We start from the raw sequence: 18,369 nt of genomic DNA, 5'->3' as shown, positions 1-18,369 counted from the left end.
ACGATAAGGGCCGACCAAAAATGGTCAGCCCTACTTATGTATAGCAATTAAAAACAAAATCAATTATTTTCATTCCAGTAGAAGCTATCTGGTGTAGGGCGTTTACCGAAAATAGCGGTGCCTACACGCACAATAGTAGCGCCTTCTTCTATGGCAATATCCATATCACCGCTCATGCCCATAGATAGCTCTTTCATTTCAACACCAGGAATAGCAGCGGCAGCAATTTCCTGCTGTACTTTTTTCAACAACTGAAAACACTGTCTTACCTGCACGGCATCTGCACTAAGCAGGCCTATGGTCATCAAGCCTTTGATATGTAAAGAAGGCAGTGCGGCAACAGCTTTCGCGAGATCAAGCGCCTGATCAGGATGCACGCCGTATTTACTTTCTTCGTTCGAAGTATTGACTTGCAGCAGTACATCTATACTGCGACCTTCCGCTGAAAGTCGCTGGTGTAGCTTCTCTGCCAGGTCTATTCGATCGAGCGACTGTACACAATGCACTTCATATTTCAGGATATCTTTTACTTTATTGGTTTGCAGATGTCCGATGAAATGATTTTCATGCGGAGTAGATTGTAATGCTTCATACTTCTCTTTCAGCTCCTGTACTTTGTTTTCCGCGATCAACGTCTGACCTGTTTCCAGGGCCAGTTTGATACGTTCAGGCGGTACTGTTTTAGTAGCCAATAGCAATCGAACGCTGTCTTTACTACGATTACTGGCGATACAGGCCTTTTCTATCCGGTCTAATATTTCCTGAATATGTTGCGCTACATCATTCATGCTTCCAGTCACTTTTATTGATGGTATAAATAAAATTATGCTTAGGTGCCTCACCGTAGTAGGTGATGGTTTCCTCACCTGTTTTCACGGCACCTACACGCCCCATTGCAATCTGGGAGCGGGTATTGGTAGCTCCTACCTGGAAAATCACTTTATCTACATACTGAAAAATATAATCCAACATGAGCTTTTTAACAGACATATTCAACCCAGTACCCCAGAACTCGCGGGCATAAAAGGTATAACCTATCATGATGCTGTTGTCGGCCGCATTATAATCATAATACCTCGTACTGCCGGCTACTTTACCGCTTCGCTTGTCAATGATTTTGAAAGCGCCCTTGCTTTCCATGGCCCCATCAAAGTATACGCGGAATACATCTTTCTGCCAGCGGGTTTTGTTGGGATGCTGTTCCCAAACTAACGGATCGGAGGCAGTAGCATAGACAGTCTCGAAATCGGCTGCCTGTAAGGGTTCCAGTGTAGCCCTGTCATTTTCCAGTATGGGTTGAATATTAAATTCCATGTGGGTAAAATTTTAATATTAAGCTTCCAGCAGATGCCTGAATTTCAGTAAAGACTTAGCATTGATTTCACTGAACCTGCTGTCTTTTACATAATCCATGGCCTTGCTGATCAATTCCATGCTGATGCCGATGGCGGTTTCCAATTCTCTCCCCATATTCAGCTGAGCTGTGATAATGGAGGCAAACAGATCGCCGGTACCTACGATATCTGCATGTACTTTTTTGCTGCGGAAACGCTTGACGTTATTATCTTTCAGCAGTATCACCTCTACCTGGTCGGCAGGCGTATCTGCTAATTCAGCGGTGGTCATTATTACCGATCTTGTACTTAATAACGGATGCGCTTGTACGGCCTCCTGCAAAGCAGCGATGGTACGCACCTCACGTTGAAGGATATACTCCAATTCGAAATGATTAGGTGTTAGTACGTCGCTCAGCGGCAGCAGTGCGGATACAGACAAATCAGCCACTTCTTTGGGAACATATAAACCATCTGTGCGCATATCTCCAAATACAGGGTCATAGAGATAAACATAATGATGGTCATCCCGCTTCAGCGTTGCGATAAAGGCAGCAGATAATTCTACCAGGTCGGCAGTGGCAATGTAACCGCTAAGCAGATATTTGGTATCTACTAATATATCTATCTCCTTGATACCTCTCAGCAATTTTGCGAATAACTCCGCGCTAATAGCCTCTCCATAAAACGCTTTATGTCCGGTATGTGCCGATAACATCACTGTTGGCAACATGATAGGATCGAAACCATGCAGCTGTATTGCCATCATAGCCGCATTGTTGCCAACATAACCCGTTGAAACAAGACTTTGAATAGTAAGTATATTATTTGCAGGCATTTGTTTAATACAATTTCTTCCTAAAAAATAGATAACAGCAAAAAACGCTGCCAGTTGTTAATGTGCTATCTCAGGAACAAAAGTATTTTGAAAATGGATTACTATTGTAGTCCAATTTCAATAAATCAGATAGGCCAATGTCTTCAAGAATATTTCATGCTATTCAGCTAGACCACCAGGGCGAAAGGGCGGTATACCTGCAGTTGGCGGATGCCATACTGCTATTTATCAAGTCGGGGCGGCTCCGTACCGGCGAGAAGCTTCCTAGCAGCAGGGAGCTAGCCACCATTTGTAATATTAACCGTATCACGGCCACCAAAGCCTATGAAGAGCTGCACCTGCAAGGCTGGCTGGAAAGCCATGTAGGCAAGGGGACCTTCGTGAGTGCCGCCGTGCCAGAATTGAGTCCTGGCAGCCTTGGCATTCCCCCAGTCAATGCCGTTCCGGTGAAAGCCGGATTTGAAATTTACAAGATGGACTATCTCGGGCCATTGCCGGAAATAGCTACTGCAGCATTACATTTAGATGATGGTCTGCCAGACCCACGCATCGCGCCATTGAAGGAGCTTTATCGCTCCTATCGCAGTCAGCTCACGCGCAGTGGCCTATATACTAAATTCGGCGCCTATGGTAATCCGGATGGTTCGGACTACTACAAAAATGGATTGTCGGCATACCTAAATGAGACCCGTGGCCTGAAAACGACGGCCGCTAATATTCTTTCTGTACGTGGTACGGTGATGGGCATCAACCTGGTATGTAATGGTCTTATAAGACCCGGAGATCTAGTGGTATCGGGCATTCCTGGCTGGAGTAGGTCGGAACGGAATTTTGCGCATGCCGGCGCCAAACATATTGGCATTCCGGTAGATGAACATGGCCTCGTAGTAGAGGAACTGAAAAAAATATGCAAGCGAAGAAAGGTAAGGATGGTGTATGTAACGCCGCATCACCATTATCCTACTACTGTTTCTTTGCGTCTGGACAGGCGTTTGGAACTATTACGCTTATCTAATGAGTATGGGTTTATCATATTTGAAGACGATTATGACTATGACTTTCACTATCGTCAAAGGCCACTGCTGCCTTTGGCCAGCGCTGATGAAAATGGGATGGTGATCTATTGCGGCTCGTTCAGCAAGAGTCTGTCACCCGCTTTCCGCCTGGGTTACCTGGTGGCTTCAGACAATGTGGTAAAGCACCTCAGCCAGGTCCGCGTGCTGTTGGACCGGCAGGGCGATCACATATTAGAGAATGCCATGGCCGATTTGCTGACAGATGGTACTATTCAGCGCTATCTGCGGAAAACATTGGGCATCTACAAGGAGCGCCGGGATTATTTCTGTGAGCTGATGCAGCGGGAGTTGAAGGATGCTGTGCGTTTTGAGATACCAGAAGGTGGCATGACCGTATGGACAGAGTTTTCCAGGCATACCAATCTGAAAAAGTTATCCAGCGATGCATATAAAAAGGGATTGTATCTCAGCAACGGGCAGGCGCATATCTACCCTGGGTATGATGTCAATGGTGTTCGGTTAGGCTTTGCTTCGTCTTCAATGGAAGATTTGCATAGGGCAGTATTATTGTTGAAGAAGTTGATATAGGTAGATAAAAAAAGCGTGTACCGTAGAACGATACACGCTTGTAACAAAACTTTTATCTTAAGATAATTAAGCCAGTCTTACATTAACAGCATTAGGGCCTTTTCTGCCTTCTTCAATGTCAAAAACGACGCGGTCGTTTTCGCCAATGCTTTCTTTAATACCAGATACGTGAACAAAGATTTCTTGGTTACTACCTTCGATTTTAATAAAACCAAAACCTTTAGTTTCATTAAAAAATTTTACAACACCTGTTTGCATTTATTTAATTTTTAATAGTGAACGCATTCTCGCCATGTTGATCAGACGGCTCGCTGAGCGACTACAAGAAAAAGTAAGAAAAGCTGAAGGTAAGTGAAGATTACTAACAGAATTGATATACAATATTCTTAAGAAGCCGTACGAAGATAGGAGGAAATATCATACTATCCTAATTTTTTTCACTTAGTTTCTTCTGTATCAAATAACTACTGATTTCTCGGGTATAAGATATATTTTCGTAGTATATATGAAGCATCCTGATTCATGGCGCATTAAAGCCATCCTCACTGGTTCTGCGGGCAATATGGTGGAATGGTATGACTGGTATATCTATTCAACTTTTTCCTTATACTTTGCACCCGTTTTTTTTCCTAAAGGCAACTATACAGCCCAATTATTAAATACGGCGGCCATCTTTGCGGTGGGCTTCCTGATGCGCCCTATAGGCGGCTGGATGTTTGGCCGTATTGCCGATAAGCAGGGCCGGAAAACGGCCATGACACTCTCTGTCATGCTAATGTCGCTGGGTTCCGTATTAATTGCCATCACACCTTCTTATGAAGCCATTGGCGTAGCAGCACCCGTATTGCTTACGCTGGCAAGGCTTTTACAGGGCTTGAGCGTAGGCGGCGAATACGGCACTTCTGCCACCTACCTGAGTGAGGTAGCCACGCCGGATTTCAGAGGATTTTACTCCAGCTTTCAATATGTAACCCTGATTGGTGGCCAATTGCTGGCATTGGGGGTACAATTAATATTACAAAAAATGTTTCTCACACCAGAACAGCTACATAGCTGGGGATGGCGCATACCCTTCTGGATAGGCGCGCTGCTGGCCTTTTCAGTATTATATCTTCGGAGAAACATGAAAGAATCTGCTGCTTTCGAGCAGGAAAAGACAAATAAAAAGGAAAAAGGAAGTCTGAAAGTACTTTTCCAGGAGCATCCAAAAGCCGTACTTACCGTTGTAGGCCTTACTATGGGTGGTACGCTGGCATTCTATACTTATACCACGTATATGCAGAAATTTCTCGTAAATACGGTGAAGATGAGTATAGAAAGCGCCACCACACTCACTTTTTTCCTAATGCTTATTTATGCCTGCTTGCAACCATTGATAGGCTGGCTTTCAGATAAGATAGGCAGAAAGCCTATCCTGATAAGTTTCGGCGTGCTAGGCACATTATTGACCGTTCCCATCCTGACAGCTATCAGCAAGGCTGATTCCTCCTGGACAGCCTTCTGGCTCATACTGGCAGCACTGGTAATTGTTAGTGGATATACCGCTATTAATGCGGTGGTAAAAGCAGAACTATTCCCTGCGGAGATCAGGGCATTGGGCGTAGGATTTCCATATGCACTCACGGTGGCCTTATTTGGCGGCACCGCTGAACCGATAGCGCTATTCTTTAAACAACAGGGACATGAATCTGGCTATTATTGGTATGTGACCATCTGCATATTCATCTCCCTGCTGGTATATATTACAGCAAGGGATACCAAAAAGCATTCCTTGCTGGACAAGGATTAGCGATGAATGATGCGTACTTCTCCCTTATCGTTTCCTATGATAAGTGTAGTAGCCAGGCCAATAAACAAACCATTTTCCACAACACCCGGAATACTGTTCAAGTGTATGTTTAAGGTTTCCGGGTCCTGGATTTCTTCGAAATAACAATCAGCAATAAAATTGCCGTTATCTGTTATGAAGACTTTATCCTGTTTATGCCTGATAACCGGCGCTCCGCCCAGCTCTCTCAGTTTATGCATGGTCAGTTCATGCGCAAAGGGGATAATTTCTACTGGCAGTGGGAACTTACCCAGTGTATTTACCAGCTTGGCATCATCAGCGATAACGATCATCTGGTCAGATGCTGCCGCGATAATTTTTTCACGAAGCAAAGCGCCACCCCCACCTTTGATGAGTCGCAGCGATGCATCCGCCTCGTCGGCGCCATCAATATCGATATCGATTTGCTGTACCTCGCTGAAAGGTACCATCGGGATACCCTGCTCACGGGCCAGTTTATCCGACTCTTCAGAAGTGGCTACCGCATTGATGATCAGTCCTTCGTTTCTAACCATCTCGCCTAAACGTATAATGGCATAATAAGCGGTACTGCCGGTACCCAGACCTACGGTCATACCTGTTCTTACCAACTTGGCGGCCTCTTCTGCCGCAGCTTTTTTAGCGATCTTTATCTGCATAATAACAAAGATAAGGGTTCATACGAATTTGGAAATCTAACCGAACTCCACTAATTTTTACTATAAATATTTTTTGCTTTGAGAAAACTTGGACTCTTATTACTGGCAGCCAGCCTTGGCCAACTTCCTGTATTTGCACAGGAAAATCCTGCTGCCGCCCTTATCAACGAAGAAGGCTTTACTAAGCATATCAGCAAACTTGCTTCTGATGCCTTCGAAGGCCGCAAACCCTTTACCCGTGGTGAAGACAGCGCTATACAATATATTGCGGCGCAATTCAAAGCGTTGGGCCTTAAACCCGGTAATGGCAACAGCTATTTCCAGGATGTACCAATGGTAAACATCTTCTCAAAACCCGTAGGTAATCTCGTTATAAAAGGAAAAAATGATAGCATCTCCCTTCAATACCTGGACGACTATGTAGCCGCCACCCGCCGGGTACAAGACCAGGTAAAGCTGCAAAATTCAGACCTGGTATTTGTAGGTTATGGTATTGTAGCACCTGAATATCATTGGAACGATTATGCTGGCCTTGACGTAAAAGGAAAAACAGTAGTCGTATTAATCAATGATCCAGGGTTTGCGGACAGCACACTTTTTAAAGGACATATCATGACTTACTACGGCCGTTGGACGTATAAGTTTGAAGAGGCCTCCAGGCAAGGTGCTGCTGGTGTGATCATCATCCACGAAACAGCTGCCGCCAGCTATCCTTGGAAAGTAGTACGTAGTGGATGGTCCAATTCTAAACTGCACCTGCAAACCGCGGATAATAATATGTCGCGCACCATTATGGAAGGATGGATATCACAGGAATCTGCAAAAAAAATGTTTGCACTCTCAGGCCTCTCCCCTGATATCATGAGCCAGGCAAAAAAGAAAGGATTTAAGCCTGTGGATCTCCACCTGAAAACATCGCTGGTTATCAATAATACTATTAAAAAATCTACGTCTCACAATGTGCTGGCTATTCTTCCAGGCTCAAAACGACCGCAGGAATGTGTGGTATATTCGGCCCATTGGGATCATTTCGGTATTGGAGAAACTGTAAAAGGTGATTCTATCTATAACGGAGCAGTAGACAATGCCAGTGGCACTGCCGGCCTGCTGGAACTGGCAACAGCCTTTTCACAGGTAAAGCCTGGTCCAGAGAGGTCTGTCCTCTTCCTGGCCGTTACCGGAGAAGAGCAAGGACTGCTCGGCTCTGAATATTATGCCAGTCATCCCGTATTTCCAATGAATAAAACCGTTGCGGATATCAATCTCGATGTACTCAACTACTTCGGTAAAACAAAAAATATCACCGTCATCGGTATGGGTCAATCCGAACTGGATGAATACGCGCAACGCGCCGCCGCTAAGCAAGGTAGGGTTATCACACCTGAAGACCATCCCGAAGGTGGTTGGTTCTTCCGCTCCGACCACTTCAACTTCGCGAAAAAAGGCGTGCCAGGCCTCTATATCGGACCAGGCACCGAAGCCGTAGGAAAAGACGCTGGCTGGGCAAAAGAACAAATTGCCACGTATAACCGTGAACGTTATCACTCACCGAAAGACGAGTTCGATCCTGTCACCTGGAAACTCGATGGCATGGTACAGGACATCAGGCTGCTGTTTGATGTAGGACTGACCCTCAGCAATGAAACGACTTTCCCTAAATGGAAAGCAAATTCTGAGTTTAAGTTCATTAAAAGATAAAAATTCAACTACAATATATAGCACTATATGCCATCCATCGAAAGAGGTATTAAGCGATTCTTGTAGGGAAGATTTTTTGAAACGGCCATCCAACAATGGCTGTTGGATTGATATACTCTACTTAGTAAAGACAAGTTTTAAACGATTGAATAAAATAGGAATAAGATGGTTTTGTTTGGATTAATTATGATGGGGCTGATACTGATCGGCTATATATACAATATCTTCTCACGAAGAAAAACCTTACACGCAGCAATACCTGACAGCTACAAATCACTGCTGCAGGACAATGTACGCTATTATCAACAGTTAGACGAAGGGGATAAAGTGCGCTTTGAAGATAAAGTAACCAAGTTCCTGAAACGCACCACTATTGAAGGCGTGCATACCAGTGTAGAACCGCTGGACCGCGTCCTTGTGGCTGCCAGCGCTATCATTCCCATCTTCGGATTTAAAGACTGGGAGTATTTCAATCTTACCAATGTGATACTCTATCCGGATACTTTTGATGAAAGCTATCAATTCGAAGGTAACCGCAGGAATATTCTAGGCATGGTTGGTAGCGGGCCATTAAATGGACAGATGGCTTTATCTAAGAATGCACTCCGCGAAGGCTTTGCCAATACCAGTGATAAGAGCAATACTGCCATTCACGAATTCGTGCACCTGCTCGACAAAGCTGACGGCTTTGTTGATGGATTACCGCGTAACCTCATTGAACACAGCTATAGTATCCCCTGGATGAAACTCGTGCATCAGACCATCCAACAAATGTTGGCAGGGCACACGGACATCAATCCTTATGGCGCTACCAATGAAGGAGAATTCTTCGCTGTGATCTCTGAATATTTCTTCGAACGCCCGGATTTGTTGGCGGAGAAGCATCCTGACTTATATAAAATGCTTTGTAAGATCTTTCAGCAGGACCCAGCGGCTAATCACCAGCATCCTGAAACAGCATTTTGATTTTTTTCTCGCAAAGGAGCATAAGCAGCAATGGATTATGCTATGTTGTTTGAATTTATAAAAGGAATGGGAAACCAATAATTGGTTTCCCATTCCTTTTATAAATAATATACAGCTCTTTGCTGCTTATGTTACTTATCCTGCTTTGCGAGCCCGCCGAAGGCGGAACTTAGGGCGAGGGCCCATCTTCGCATGCTTTGCGAGAAACGCCGTCAGCGGCTTACAATGTTTTCACACGAATATTCTTAAACTTCACTACACTACCATGTCCCAAAAATCCGATATGCCCTGTTTCATTTTTCAGTCCAGGATGATTTTTGTGGTCCAAAGTACCATGATCACGGGCATCCGCGATGTCTCCATCCATGATTACCTCTCCATTTAGAATGACCTTAACGTGCGTACCTTGAACAATAGCTTCTTCATAATTCCACTCTCCTACCGGTTTCAGGAATCCGCGCTTTGCAGGAATGACACCATATACAGAGCCATGGTACTGGTATTCATGCAGACTTTTGTAAATATCGGCTTCATTGTCCAGTATTTGCAATTCCATTCCTACATAAGCTGCATCGCCGGTTAATGGTGCATGAACACCCAAACCATTGTTAGCGCCAGGCGTTAGCTGAAACTCAAAACGGAAAGAGAAATCTTTGTACTCATCCTTCGTATATAGGTTACCGTGGCCGCCATCTCCTGAAGGACGGATAACAAGGTTACCATCTTCCATAATATAATCCTTGGTATTACCTGTCCAGGCATGCATATTAGTACCGTCGAATAATATTTTATAACCTGCTTTTTGTTCATCCTCATTTAATGTGAAAGGAACTGGACGCGGTAATTCTTTGATGTAGAGATCGCGGTAGGCAACATAAGTTCCATGCGCCTGCAGCTCTATCTGTTCTTCCGGGAAGATCGGCAAGCCGCGGTCCCAGTAGTTTTCAAGGATAGTGTTATCCGTTACCAGTTGTCCGTTGAGGTATACGGTCACTCTATCTCCTTTCATGATGATACGGAAATGGTTCCATTCGCCGATAGCGTTATCTGCCAGTGCCAAGGGTTTGCTTTGGTTAACCTGATTATTGTACAATCCCCCGCTGCCTACCTGTGCGCCCACGTCAAGGCGGGAGGTATCCCAGATCTGCACCTGAGGCGAACCACGGAGATAAATACCTGCATCGCCTTTAGCAGTGATTTTCCAATCTACCAGCATTTCAAAATCACCATATTTTTTCTCCGTGCAAAGATTATCACCTTCACCGGTGAATACCAGCAGACCATCTTTCACGGTCCAGCCTTTGCGCATAGTTTCATTCGCTTTATTCTGGGCTGCATTCAGGGCTTTATCGGTCATTTTCGCTCTAGCAACCGGATTCTCTACCAATCCTTTCCAGCCGCTAAGATCAGTACCATTGAACATTGGCACAAAACCATCGCCGGCAGGCATTTCCCCAATATATTTACGGATAGACTGACGTTGATAATCTGCATCACCGCTGCTGAGATTAGCAGAAGCCTTTTCCAGCAAACCTTTCACGGTATTACCATTGTAAGATTTATCTGCGAGTGCGATGTTCATTACTGTTTCAGCCGCTTCCGCTTTTACAGCAGCATTGTCGAGATACTTACCAGCCAGCAGTAAAGCGCTGTAGGTTTTGCAAGCTGATAAAGCTTTCAGTGCTTTTTGTTGTACTGCAGTGGTGCTGGTCAATTCCAGCGCATTCCGGAGCATGAGTGCTTTCTGGTCTGCCGGCAACTTATTCTTTGCTGTGATGCTGATATAGCCCAGGAGTGCACGGTCCTGGAAGTCTTTATTAGCAAGGGTTCTGGCGATCTCCAATAATACAGGCGCAGCATCTGTATTTGTCCAGGAAGCCAGCGCGCCAATTGCCTCCATCTTCGTTTGTGCATCACCGTTATTAAAACCAGTGAGGATGGTTTGCAGGGAGTTTTTATCTCCGAGCCCGGCCAGTATGTTAAAGTAGGTCGCTTGTTTAGTCTTTGGCGCCTGCGACATGAGCTGTTGCAGCTGAGCGGCAGGTACAGCGGTATTTATAATAGCTTGTTGGGTTGCCGCAATTTCTTTCTCTTTACCTGCATTTAACAAGAGACTATTTAATGCAGATAAATCATTGCTGGTACTCACGGCAGGCAGTGCTTCAAAAGCTGCTGTGCGCATAGGTTCCGGACCTTTGGTAGCATCCAGTACCAGTGCAGTATTATCCGTAGCTTTTCTGGCAGCCAGCAAAGTGATGATAGCTGTTTTTCCTTCAGCAGTCATGTTGCCATAGTCTGCTGCTGCCGCGGTTACAACCTGGTTACCAGGCATGATAAGCAGTGTATTACGTACAGCCTTTGTCGTGATAGTATCATTGGTATTAAGGGCCGTGAGGAGTTGAGGTAGTGCGGCAGCCCCACCAGTGCGGCCGGCAGCATCAATAGCAGCAGCTCTTACCAGTGGATCTTTATCTTTTATAAGGTCTGTTTCCAGTGGTAAAGCCCAGTCTACTTTATTGTCGGCCATGAGGCGGAGTGCAGCGGCCTTGGTAACCTTGTCGGTAGTACGTAATAAGGTCATCACCTGCACTTGTTGAGCTTTCGACGCTGCGGTTGCGTTGGCAGCAAGCAGTTTCCAGCCTGCATTTTTAACACGTGGACGAGTATCTGTGGCAGCAGCAATGTAGGCACTAATACCTTTACCAGCATTATTTTCAGCGTACAGGTCGAGGGCTGCGACATAAGCATTTTCACGCGCTGGCGTTTTAGTAGCGGCCAGGAGGCCCTGTGCCAGCTGATCTGCGAGTTTCTTGTCAGACAGATGGCTGATAAAGGTGAGGTAAGATGCTGTAGCATTGGTTACGTCATAGCGAAAATCCGCTTTGGCAGCAGCAGCTTTCAGTGCTGTAGCAGCGGCTGGCATGGCAATTTCAGCGAGTGCGTAGTTAGTTACTTTAGCCAGTTTCGGTTCGGCACTGTTTAACTGTGCCAGCAGTGCGGGTACAGCAGCGGTGTACTTAGCATCTCCTAAGGCTTCTGTGAGCGTAATTTTAGCTGTGGCATCAGCGGCAGGAAGCGCGTCAGCAATGGCTTTCACCCCTTCAGGCGCAGCGATTTTCACTAATGCCCTGGCAGCAGGATCACAGAGGCGGGCATCTTTCAGGTAAGGAATAAGCGCGGTGACAGCACTTGCATTACCAGTGATTTGCAGCTGACGGATCAGGAATGCTTTTGTTTCAGGATTAGACGCATTGGTAAGGGCTTTCATAAAAGCATTGCTGGCTGAGGATTTCAGCATTTCTTTACCAGGTTGTGTCACATAAAAAGCGTAACCGGCGAGGGCATATTCCATTTTTGTATTGTCGCCTTTTCCCGGGTCAGCAAGCATGGCAGCCATTTGTACGAGGCCTTCTTCGCCAAGGCCGGCGATGGTTTCCATGTTGGAATTGAGGACTTGTGTATTAGCAGCCGGGAATAGGGCGAGTATATCAGCTACTTTAGTATGAAATGCACGCTGATCTGGAGCTGGTTGTGCAAAGGCAGTACAGCAGCTGATCAGCAGGCATATAGCGAGCGTAATTTTTTTCATGAGATAGATTTTAGTGAGATCAGATAGTCCATGGGCCGCGCATAGGCTGATAAATCAAGGCATTGGCGCCAGCATCGTTGATAAACTCCTGCTTTACCGGATCAAATTCCAGGGAGCGATTTAATCGCAATGCGATCTTACCCATGTTTACCAGTGTAGCAGAGCGATGTCCGTTTTCTTCGTTGAGTGCAAATTTGCGGCGTAGTCTCACTGCTTCTGCAAAATCAGTTTGCTGAGGCGCCGGGTCAGGGAATGATGCCAATTTCTTTTCCAGGTCAGGAATGTTGGATTTGAAGCCTGGATAGAGTTTGCCGTTAGGCCCTTCTATATAGGCGGCCTTTTCATCTTTACCTTCACCATCCAGGATGATCTGGCAACCATCCGCGTAGGTATAGGTAATACGGCGCCAGGTCCCTACTGCATCGGGGTGTTGTTGTGGCGCATCTACTTCTACTTTAACGGGGCTGGTATTGTCTTTTCCGAGGAAGTACTGTACCGGATCGATGTAATGCTGCCCCATATCGCCTAAGCCCCCGCCGTCGTAGTCCCAGTATCCGCGGAAGGTCTGATGTACACGATGTGCGCTGTAAGGCTTGTATGGCGCGGGGCCCAGCCACATGTCGTAGTCCAGTTCTTTGGGTACTGGCATTTCAGGGAGATTGGTTTTACCTACCCAATAGAATTTCCAGTCAAAGCCGGTATGTTTGCTGATGGTTACTTTCAGTGGCCATCCGAGGAGCCCACTTTCCACGAGTTTTTTAATAGGTTTTACGGTGGTTCCCATGCCATAGAAATTATCTTCAAAGCGGAACCAGGTATTGAGGCGGAAGATGCGGCCATGTTGCTGCACGGCTTCCACAAGGCGTTTACCTTCTCCAATGGTCGCTGTCATAGGTTTTTCGCACCAGATGTCTTTACCGGCGCGTGCGGCATCAGCAGCAATAATACCGTGCCAGTGCGGCGGCGTGGCGATATGCACGATATCTACCTCTGGAAGTTGTATTACCTCACGGTAATCCGTAAACGTTTTTACAGATTTATCTTTCAGTTGGTCCATGGCCAGCTGAATATGACTGCGATCCACGTCACAAATGGCTACTACGCGGGTTCCTGCGTAGCCGAAATGTCCACGTCCCATATTTCCGGTACCGATCACTGCTTTGGTGAGCTGATCACTGGGAGCAAGGTATCCACGACCTAGTACGTGTCGGGGCACGATAGTAAAAGCAGCAATAGCACCCAGGGAATTCCGGATGAATGAGCGCCTTGAATTACTGTTTTGATTTGCCATAGTGTAATTATTAGAATAGATATACTTTAGGTTTTCGTGTAGGCGATGCCGATACAGATTGGTTGATAAAATCCTATATTGGCATCATCAGTTCACTGTTATACAATACAAAGCCAGCCCCTGTTGCGGGGGCAGTAATATGTGCAGACTATACGGAAATGAGTAGGTAAGATACTGGGGCTGATTTGTAATTGCAAGTATATTGCCTAAAAATGTGATGAATGGCGAAAACAGCAACGCCCTGCCAAAAGGCAAGGCGTTGTGCATTAGTAAGGCTAATAATTATCCTAAAGGCGGACAATATTTTATTGGCTATTGTCAGATAATTTATACGTCAACTGTTTCATCAAACCATACACTGGCGGCACCGATTACAGCAGCCGATTCGCCCAGCATGGCGGTACGCAGCGGAATATGGATATTATGTTGTTCCAATGTTGCGGTAACTGCCGGCAAAAACAATGCAGCAGCGTTGGCGATGTTGCCTCCCATGATCACCACCTCAGGATTTTCTTCCTGAATGAATGGCGCCAGGAAGTTGCCCAGGTTGGTACCAAATTCTTTGAATATATCAAGGATCCGTGGATCTGTATCTATCAGCTCTGTGAGGGCTTTTACATCTTTTACGGTACTGCCGCTTACAGCAGCATATTTGCTGATAAACCAGCGGGAAGAAATATAATCTTCTGCTATACTATCTTTAAACGGAGAACACCAGCGGTTGGCGTCTTTAGCGATATGACCATCGAATGTAGCGGAGCCTAAACCTGTTCCGAGGGTAAGGCCTATAGCGCTTTTAAAGCCTCTGGCAGCACCGCTGAAGGCTTCTCCCTGAAGGAAACATCCAGCATCATTGATAAAGCGGATTTGCTGAGGGTCGGTGTGCAGCTTAGCAGCCAGCAGCTCTCTGACATTGAGGCCATATAAGGCATCATATTTATCCTGGTTCTGCATCAGACTGATCCCTTCTTCATAATTAAAAGGACCAGGCATTCCTATACCAATTATTACAGGTTTATGTTGTAGACCAGCAGCGACATCCAATATTACCGCAGCCCAGGCATCGATAATTTCTGCTATGCTGCCCTTAGAATTTACACGCTCTCTGCGCCAGCTTTGCTCAATAATTGATCTGCCTTGCAGATCCACCAATGCCGCTGTAATATGCGACCCGCCTACATCCACTCCAACCGCCATGGAATTTTTCATATATTAATAAATGCTGTTAAACGCTAAAACGATTTAGCGATGAGGACAAATATAATATATTTTTCTTTTTAAAAACAACTCTCGCTGCTCCCTTTCTATAACTGCAAACAGACATCCTCCAGATTTGGTTGAACACAGATTTTAATTATATGCGTTTGTCTTGTTGCGCCACTGCTATGGCGCAACAAGACAGAAACGCCGCAAAATACTTACACCCATTCTTCCGTCAGCCGCCACCATTTCAGGGCTCCGTCTTCCAATCGGAACAGGGCAGAAGACCTGCGTGTATTTATGACTTCCTCTTGTTGCTGTACTTCTTCATAATAAACCAGTGTATAGTAAAAGGTACTCATCACTGCCTGCTGCTTCATACTGATTTGTATGCCCGGCTTCGCTCCTTTTACGCCCGGCAACCAATCTGCCAGCTGTGTAAAGTTCATCGTTTTTCCAGCAGCACCAATCATCTCAAAATCAGTGCTAAAGTACTGCAGCAGCTGTTCCACCGTTAGCGATTCATCTCCGCAAAACCATTTTTCTATGGTTACGCTAAAATCCATGACCATCTCTATGGCCTTTGCTTCATAATTCATTTCATGGTTTTTTTGCGCTGCTATAACTTCTTGCCAGCAGGAAGCCGACAAACAGTAGTGCAGCTAATGTAATAAATGTGATCTCAACCGAACGACTATACGAAAAACGTGGTAGCAAGGAAAAGAATAAAGTGCCGATGAGTGCTGTCCCTGTCACGCCACCAACCTGGATCGCAGTACTGATAATGCCTCCCGCCTGACCAGCCAGCTGCACCTCAACATCTCCCATGATCTGTCGCAGCATGGCCGGCATTACCGTACCATGGCCGGTGCCAGCCAATAACAACCCTACCTGCAACAGCAATTCTGGCGCGGATTGTAGCTGCATTGCCATCGCGCAGCAAGTAAAACCACCTACCAGCAATAAAAGTCCACCCTGTATCAGCTGCTGCGTTGCCAATCCGCTGCGCGGACTCAACAGCGGAGCGAGAAAAAAACCAATAGCATAGGGCATCACCGCCATTCCGGCTGTAAAGGCATCCTGCCCTAATCCATTCTGCAGGTAATATGGGAAGATGAGGAAAAAAGCAGCTGTATGATTGTATAAAAATATCACACCAGCACCTTTAAGAAAGATTGGGTCCTTTAAAAGTGGAATGTAGAGCAGTGGCGATTGTTCCCGTTGCAACAATCTTTCTTCGTATAGCCATAATAGATAGCCGCTTATCAACGACAACAATAAACAAACGAAAATCCAAACCGGCCAATGCAGCTCTCTCCCTTTTACCAGCGGATAAATAAATAACAGTAAGGTCAATGTGGCCAGGAGCATCCCGCCAATGTCCAGCCTGGGGCGTTTTGCCGCGCTGGTTTCTTCCATAAAAACATATGCCAGGAGGAAGCAAACCATCCCTGCTGGCAGATTTACAAGGAATACGCTTTCCCAGGTATTTCCAAATAGCCTTGCATTAATCAGCAGGCCGCCGAGTAGTTGCCCGGCTATGGCAGCCAGTCCGAAAACAGCGCCAAATATCCCCATGGCTTTGGGCTGCTCCTGTGCAGGAAATATCACCCGGATAGTAGCCATCACCTGTGGTGCCAGCATGGCGGCACCTATGCCCTGTACAATCCTGGCAGCAATCAGCCAGTTAATCTGTGGCGCCGCTGCACAGGCGCCGGAGGCCAGTGTAAAGACGATCATACCGGTCATGAATACACGCTTACGCCCGAAGATATCCCCTAATCGCCCTCCCGTGACAACCAATACAGCATAGGTAAGTCCATAGCCGGCAACTACCAGCTGCAAAGCTGTATCGCTTGCATGAAAAGCAGTTTTAATATCTGGCAATGCCACATTCACGATGAAAAAATCTAATGGCGATAAAAACGCACCTACAGCCAAAATGGCTAATATCAACCATCTCCGGCTATTATACTCCTGTGCTGCAACTATCATATACGCTACTTTTGAACTGCAAAGCAACAACAGTAAGTACAAAAAAAATGGTATTTTCAGAGGTTTGTATTGTATCTTTGGAAATGACTTTTACAAAAATCATCGATCAGGCAGAAGTGCAAATCGTGCATGTCAAATCGAAACCCTACAGGTTTCGGTCTGATTACTACTTTGAAATGGCTTTTGTATTAACAGGAAAAGGACAACATACCGACGAACAATACCAATATCGGTATAGTCCACGTAAACTGTTCATGTTGCAACAGGGCGTTCCATATTCCTTTGTACCGGAATGTGAAACAACCATTGCTTTTTTCCGCTTCAGTCCTGCGTTTATTAATCAGGTAAGGTTTGAGAACGAACGTATAGAAACCTGCGACAATCTGCGTAAGATCAGCTACATACTGCATCATTATCATGCAAAAGCGGGATGTATTTTCCGTGACCGTGAAGATGAGAAAACAGCGCATGTTTTGTTGAATGGTATTATACGGGAATATCAGGAGAAGAACTATGGACATACGTTGATCATACGTCAATCATTATCTATCTTAATCAACCTGATTGCCAGGAACCTAATCAGCAGCGAGGGGCCTGTATCCGGCGATGGCAGCGGCCAACCGGCCGCGATGCGACTGATCACCTATATACAGCAGCATATTCATGATAGTGATGCATTAAAGCAGGAGATCATGGCCGAAAAAATGAATATCTCTCCCAACTACCTGGGCGAATATTTTAAAAAGCATACTGGACGCAGCTTGCAGGAATATATACAGGAATACCGCCTGAAATTGATTGAAACGAGATTATCGTATAGCAATATGCGGTTGAAGGAAATTGCGGTAGAGTTATGCTTCAATGATGAAAGCTATCTGACAAAATATTTCAGGAAGCACCGGGGTATGACGCCCGGCGCCTACAGAAAAAAGTTCAGTGAAAAATCAGCCATGAGCTGATCACACCTGTTTATCGATGCTGGCAGGTCCGGACCCGAAATAGGCGATCATGAGACACGCGCCTGTCAATGAAACATTTTTCATGAACATGGCCATTTGCATCTGTGCCGCAGCAGGGTCAGTAATGCCCCAGAATTTGTGCATGTAAAAGGTAACGGGTACGAGGAAGATGACCAGCAAAACAGCGCCTGTTCTGGCTTTAAAACCCAGTAAAACGCTAAGGCCACCCACCAGTGCCAGTACGCCAGCTACGCGCACCATTAAGCTCGCTGCAGGAACACCGGCAGATGCTGCATAATCGATACCGGCGCCTAATGCATGATTAAAACCTGAGAAAACGAAAATCAGGGCAAATAGTATACGCCCGAGTAAAAGAACAATTTTCATAGTGCTGTCTGTTTATGTGATAGTGCATTCGTATTATCTTTA

The 18,369-nt window shown here is 45.7% G+C and carries 16 protein-coding genes; 5 read left to right on the top strand and 11 right to left on the bottom strand.

Annotation, left to right across the window (positions count from 1 at the left end; translation table 11 throughout):
• Positions 1 to 59: 59 nt before the first annotated feature.
• From ACE38W_RS03410 to pdxY, 3 genes are read right to left on the bottom strand one after another with little or no spacing between them, the layout of a single operon-like run.
• Positions 60 to 788 (bottom strand): YggS family pyridoxal phosphate-dependent enzyme, encoded by a 729-nt coding sequence (locus ACE38W_RS03410; protein ID WP_375828830.1) that lies wholly within the window; start codon positions 786 to 788, stop codon positions 60 to 62.
• Entirely contained in the window at positions 781 to 1,314 is a 534-nt protein-coding gene (locus tag ACE38W_RS03405; RefSeq protein WP_375828829.1) for a GNAT family N-acetyltransferase, read from the bottom strand. The genes ACE38W_RS03410 and ACE38W_RS03405 overlap by 8 nt, the downstream gene beginning before the upstream one ends.
• An 18-nt stretch (positions 1,315 to 1,332) precedes the next feature.
• Positions 1,333 to 2,172, bottom strand: coding sequence for a pyridoxal kinase (gene pdxY / locus ACE38W_RS03400; RefSeq protein ID WP_375828828.1), 840 nt, complete (start codon positions 2,170 to 2,172; stop codon positions 1,333 to 1,335).
• Between the two features lie 137 nt (positions 2,173 to 2,309).
• On the opposite strand from pdxY, the gene ACE38W_RS03395 reads away from it, so the two are divergent.
• Complete coding sequence (locus ACE38W_RS03395) at positions 2,310 to 3,776, top strand: PLP-dependent aminotransferase family protein (protein WP_375828827.1); 1,467 nt, start codon at positions 2,310 to 2,312, stop codon at positions 3,774 to 3,776.
• A 66-nt stretch (positions 3,777 to 3,842) separates the two neighbouring features.
• Here ACE38W_RS03395 and ACE38W_RS03390 read toward each other — a convergent pair whose 3' ends face one another.
• Positions 3,843 to 4,034, bottom strand: coding sequence for a cold-shock protein (locus ACE38W_RS03390; protein WP_375828826.1), 192 nt, complete (start codon positions 4,032 to 4,034; stop codon positions 3,843 to 3,845).
• Between the two features lie 247 nt (positions 4,035 to 4,281).
• On the opposite strand from ACE38W_RS03390, the gene ACE38W_RS03385 reads away from it, so the two are divergent.
• Positions 4,282 to 5,565 carry an MFS transporter gene (locus ACE38W_RS03385; RefSeq protein ID WP_375828825.1) on the top strand — a complete coding sequence of 428 codons (1,284 nt, stop codon included), beginning with the start codon at positions 4,282 to 4,284 and terminating at the stop codon, positions 5,563 to 5,565.
• Here ACE38W_RS03385 and rpiA read toward each other — a convergent pair.
• Positions 5,562 to 6,242, bottom strand: coding sequence for a ribose-5-phosphate isomerase RpiA (gene rpiA / locus ACE38W_RS03380; protein ID WP_375828824.1), 681 nt, complete (start codon positions 6,240 to 6,242; stop codon positions 5,562 to 5,564). The genes ACE38W_RS03385 and rpiA overlap by 4 nt on opposite strands.
• Before the next feature lie 78 nt (positions 6,243 to 6,320).
• Between rpiA and ACE38W_RS03375 the strand changes: the two genes are divergently transcribed.
• Both ACE38W_RS03375 and ACE38W_RS03370 read left to right on the top strand, forming a co-directional pair.
• The gene (locus ACE38W_RS03375) at positions 6,321 to 7,940 is read left to right on the top strand and encodes a M28 family metallopeptidase (protein WP_375828823.1); all 1,620 of its coding nucleotides are present in this window, start codon (positions 6,321 to 6,323) and stop codon (positions 7,938 to 7,940) included.
• 165 nt (positions 7,941 to 8,105) lie between these two features.
• Complete coding sequence (locus tag ACE38W_RS03370) at positions 8,106 to 8,906, top strand: zinc-dependent peptidase (protein ID WP_375828822.1); 801 nt, start codon at positions 8,106 to 8,108, stop codon at positions 8,904 to 8,906.
• A gap of 220 nt (positions 8,907 to 9,126) precedes the next feature.
• On the opposite strand, the gene ACE38W_RS03365 is transcribed toward ACE38W_RS03370, so the two are convergent.
• The 5 genes from ACE38W_RS03365 to ACE38W_RS03345 form a co-directional block, all read right to left on the bottom strand.
• Positions 9,127 to 12,495: a family 16 glycoside hydrolase gene (locus ACE38W_RS03365; protein ID WP_375828821.1), complete on the bottom strand. Its 3,369-nt coding sequence runs from the start codon at positions 12,493 to 12,495 to the stop codon at positions 9,127 to 9,129.
• Between the two features lie 19 nt (positions 12,496 to 12,514).
• The gene (locus ACE38W_RS03360; RefSeq protein WP_375828820.1) at positions 12,515 to 13,786 is read right to left on the bottom strand and encodes a Gfo/Idh/MocA family oxidoreductase; all 1,272 of its coding nucleotides are present in this window, start codon (positions 13,784 to 13,786) and stop codon (positions 12,515 to 12,517) included.
• Positions 13,787 to 14,113: 327 nt separating this feature from the next.
• Positions 14,114 to 14,995, bottom strand: coding sequence for an ROK family protein (locus ACE38W_RS03355; protein ID WP_375828819.1), 882 nt, complete (start codon positions 14,993 to 14,995; stop codon positions 14,114 to 14,116).
• Positions 14,996 to 15,204: 209 nt separating this feature from the next.
• Positions 15,205 to 15,585, bottom strand: a complete 381-nt coding sequence (locus ACE38W_RS03350) for a hypothetical protein (protein ID WP_375828818.1) — start codon at positions 15,583 to 15,585, stop codon at positions 15,205 to 15,207.
• A gap of 1 nt (position 15,586) precedes the next feature.
• A complete protein-coding gene (locus tag ACE38W_RS03345; RefSeq protein ID WP_375828817.1) occupies positions 15,587 to 16,981 on the bottom strand; it encodes an MFS transporter in 1,395 nt (464 codons plus the stop codon).
• An 83-nt stretch (positions 16,982 to 17,064) separates the two neighbouring features.
• On the opposite strand from ACE38W_RS03345, the gene ACE38W_RS03340 reads away from it, so the two are divergent.
• Positions 17,065 to 17,940, top strand: a complete 876-nt coding sequence (locus tag ACE38W_RS03340; RefSeq protein WP_375828816.1) for a helix-turn-helix domain-containing protein — start codon at positions 17,065 to 17,067, stop codon at positions 17,938 to 17,940.
• Here the strand turns inward: ACE38W_RS03340 and ACE38W_RS03335 are convergent, their stop codons facing one another.
• Entirely contained in the window at positions 17,941 to 18,327 is a 387-nt protein-coding gene (locus tag ACE38W_RS03335) for a DoxX family protein (RefSeq protein WP_375828815.1), read from the bottom strand.
• Between the last annotated feature and the right edge of the window lie 42 nt (positions 18,328 to 18,369).

Source organism: Chitinophaga sp. Hz27, assembly GCF_042263525.1.
In the GTDB taxonomy this organism is placed as follows: domain Bacteria; phylum Bacteroidota; class Bacteroidia; order Chitinophagales; family Chitinophagaceae; genus Chitinophaga.
Note: the sequence above shows the minus strand (reverse complement) of the source record. Positions and strands in the feature narration are given on the sequence as shown.

Bases quoted from the DNA above. Each gene is read 5' to 3' on its own strand.
- ACE38W_RS03390 (WP_375828826.1), bottom strand. From the start codon at position 4,034: ATGCAAACAGGTGTTGTAAAATTTTTTAATGAAACTAAAGGTTTTGGT.
- ACE38W_RS03385 (WP_375828825.1), top strand. From the start codon at position 4,282: ATGAAGCATCCTGATTCATGGCGCATTAAAGCCATCCTCACTGGTTCT.
- rpiA (WP_375828824.1), bottom strand. From the start codon at position 6,242: ATGCAGATAAAGATCGCTAAAAAAGCTGCGGCAGAAGAGGCCGCCAAG.
- ACE38W_RS03350 (WP_375828818.1), bottom strand. From the start codon at position 15,585: ATGAATTATGAAGCAAAGGCCATAGAGATGGTCATGGATTTTAGCGTA.
- ACE38W_RS03370 (WP_375828822.1), top strand. From the start codon at position 8,106: ATGGTTTTGTTTGGATTAATTATGATGGGGCTGATACTGATCGGCTAT.
- ACE38W_RS03345 (WP_375828817.1), bottom strand. From the start codon at position 16,981: ATGATAGTTGCAGCACAGGAGTATAATAGCCGGAGATGGTTGATATTA.
- ACE38W_RS03335 (WP_375828815.1), bottom strand. From the start codon at position 18,327: ATGAAAATTGTTCTTTTACTCGGGCGTATACTATTTGCCCTGATTTTC.
- ACE38W_RS03365 (WP_375828821.1), bottom strand. From the start codon at position 12,495: ATGAAAAAAATTACGCTCGCTATATGCCTGCTGATCAGCTGCTGTACT.
- ACE38W_RS03360 (WP_375828820.1), bottom strand. From the start codon at position 13,786: ATGGCAAATCAAAACAGTAATTCAAGGCGCTCATTCATCCGGAATTCC.
- ACE38W_RS03340 (WP_375828816.1), top strand. From the start codon at position 17,065: ATGACTTTTACAAAAATCATCGATCAGGCAGAAGTGCAAATCGTGCAT.
- ACE38W_RS03410 (WP_375828830.1), bottom strand. From the start codon at position 788: ATGAATGATGTAGCGCAACATATTCAGGAAATATTAGACCGGATAGAA.
- ACE38W_RS03395 (WP_375828827.1), top strand. From the start codon at position 2,310: ATGTCTTCAAGAATATTTCATGCTATTCAGCTAGACCACCAGGGCGAA.
- ACE38W_RS03405 (WP_375828829.1), bottom strand. From the start codon at position 1,314: ATGGAATTTAATATTCAACCCATACTGGAAAATGACAGGGCTACACTG.
- pdxY (WP_375828828.1), bottom strand. From the start codon at position 2,172: ATGCCTGCAAATAATATACTTACTATTCAAAGTCTTGTTTCAACGGGT.
- ACE38W_RS03355 (WP_375828819.1), bottom strand. From the start codon at position 14,995: ATGAAAAATTCCATGGCGGTTGGAGTGGATGTAGGCGGGTCGCATATT.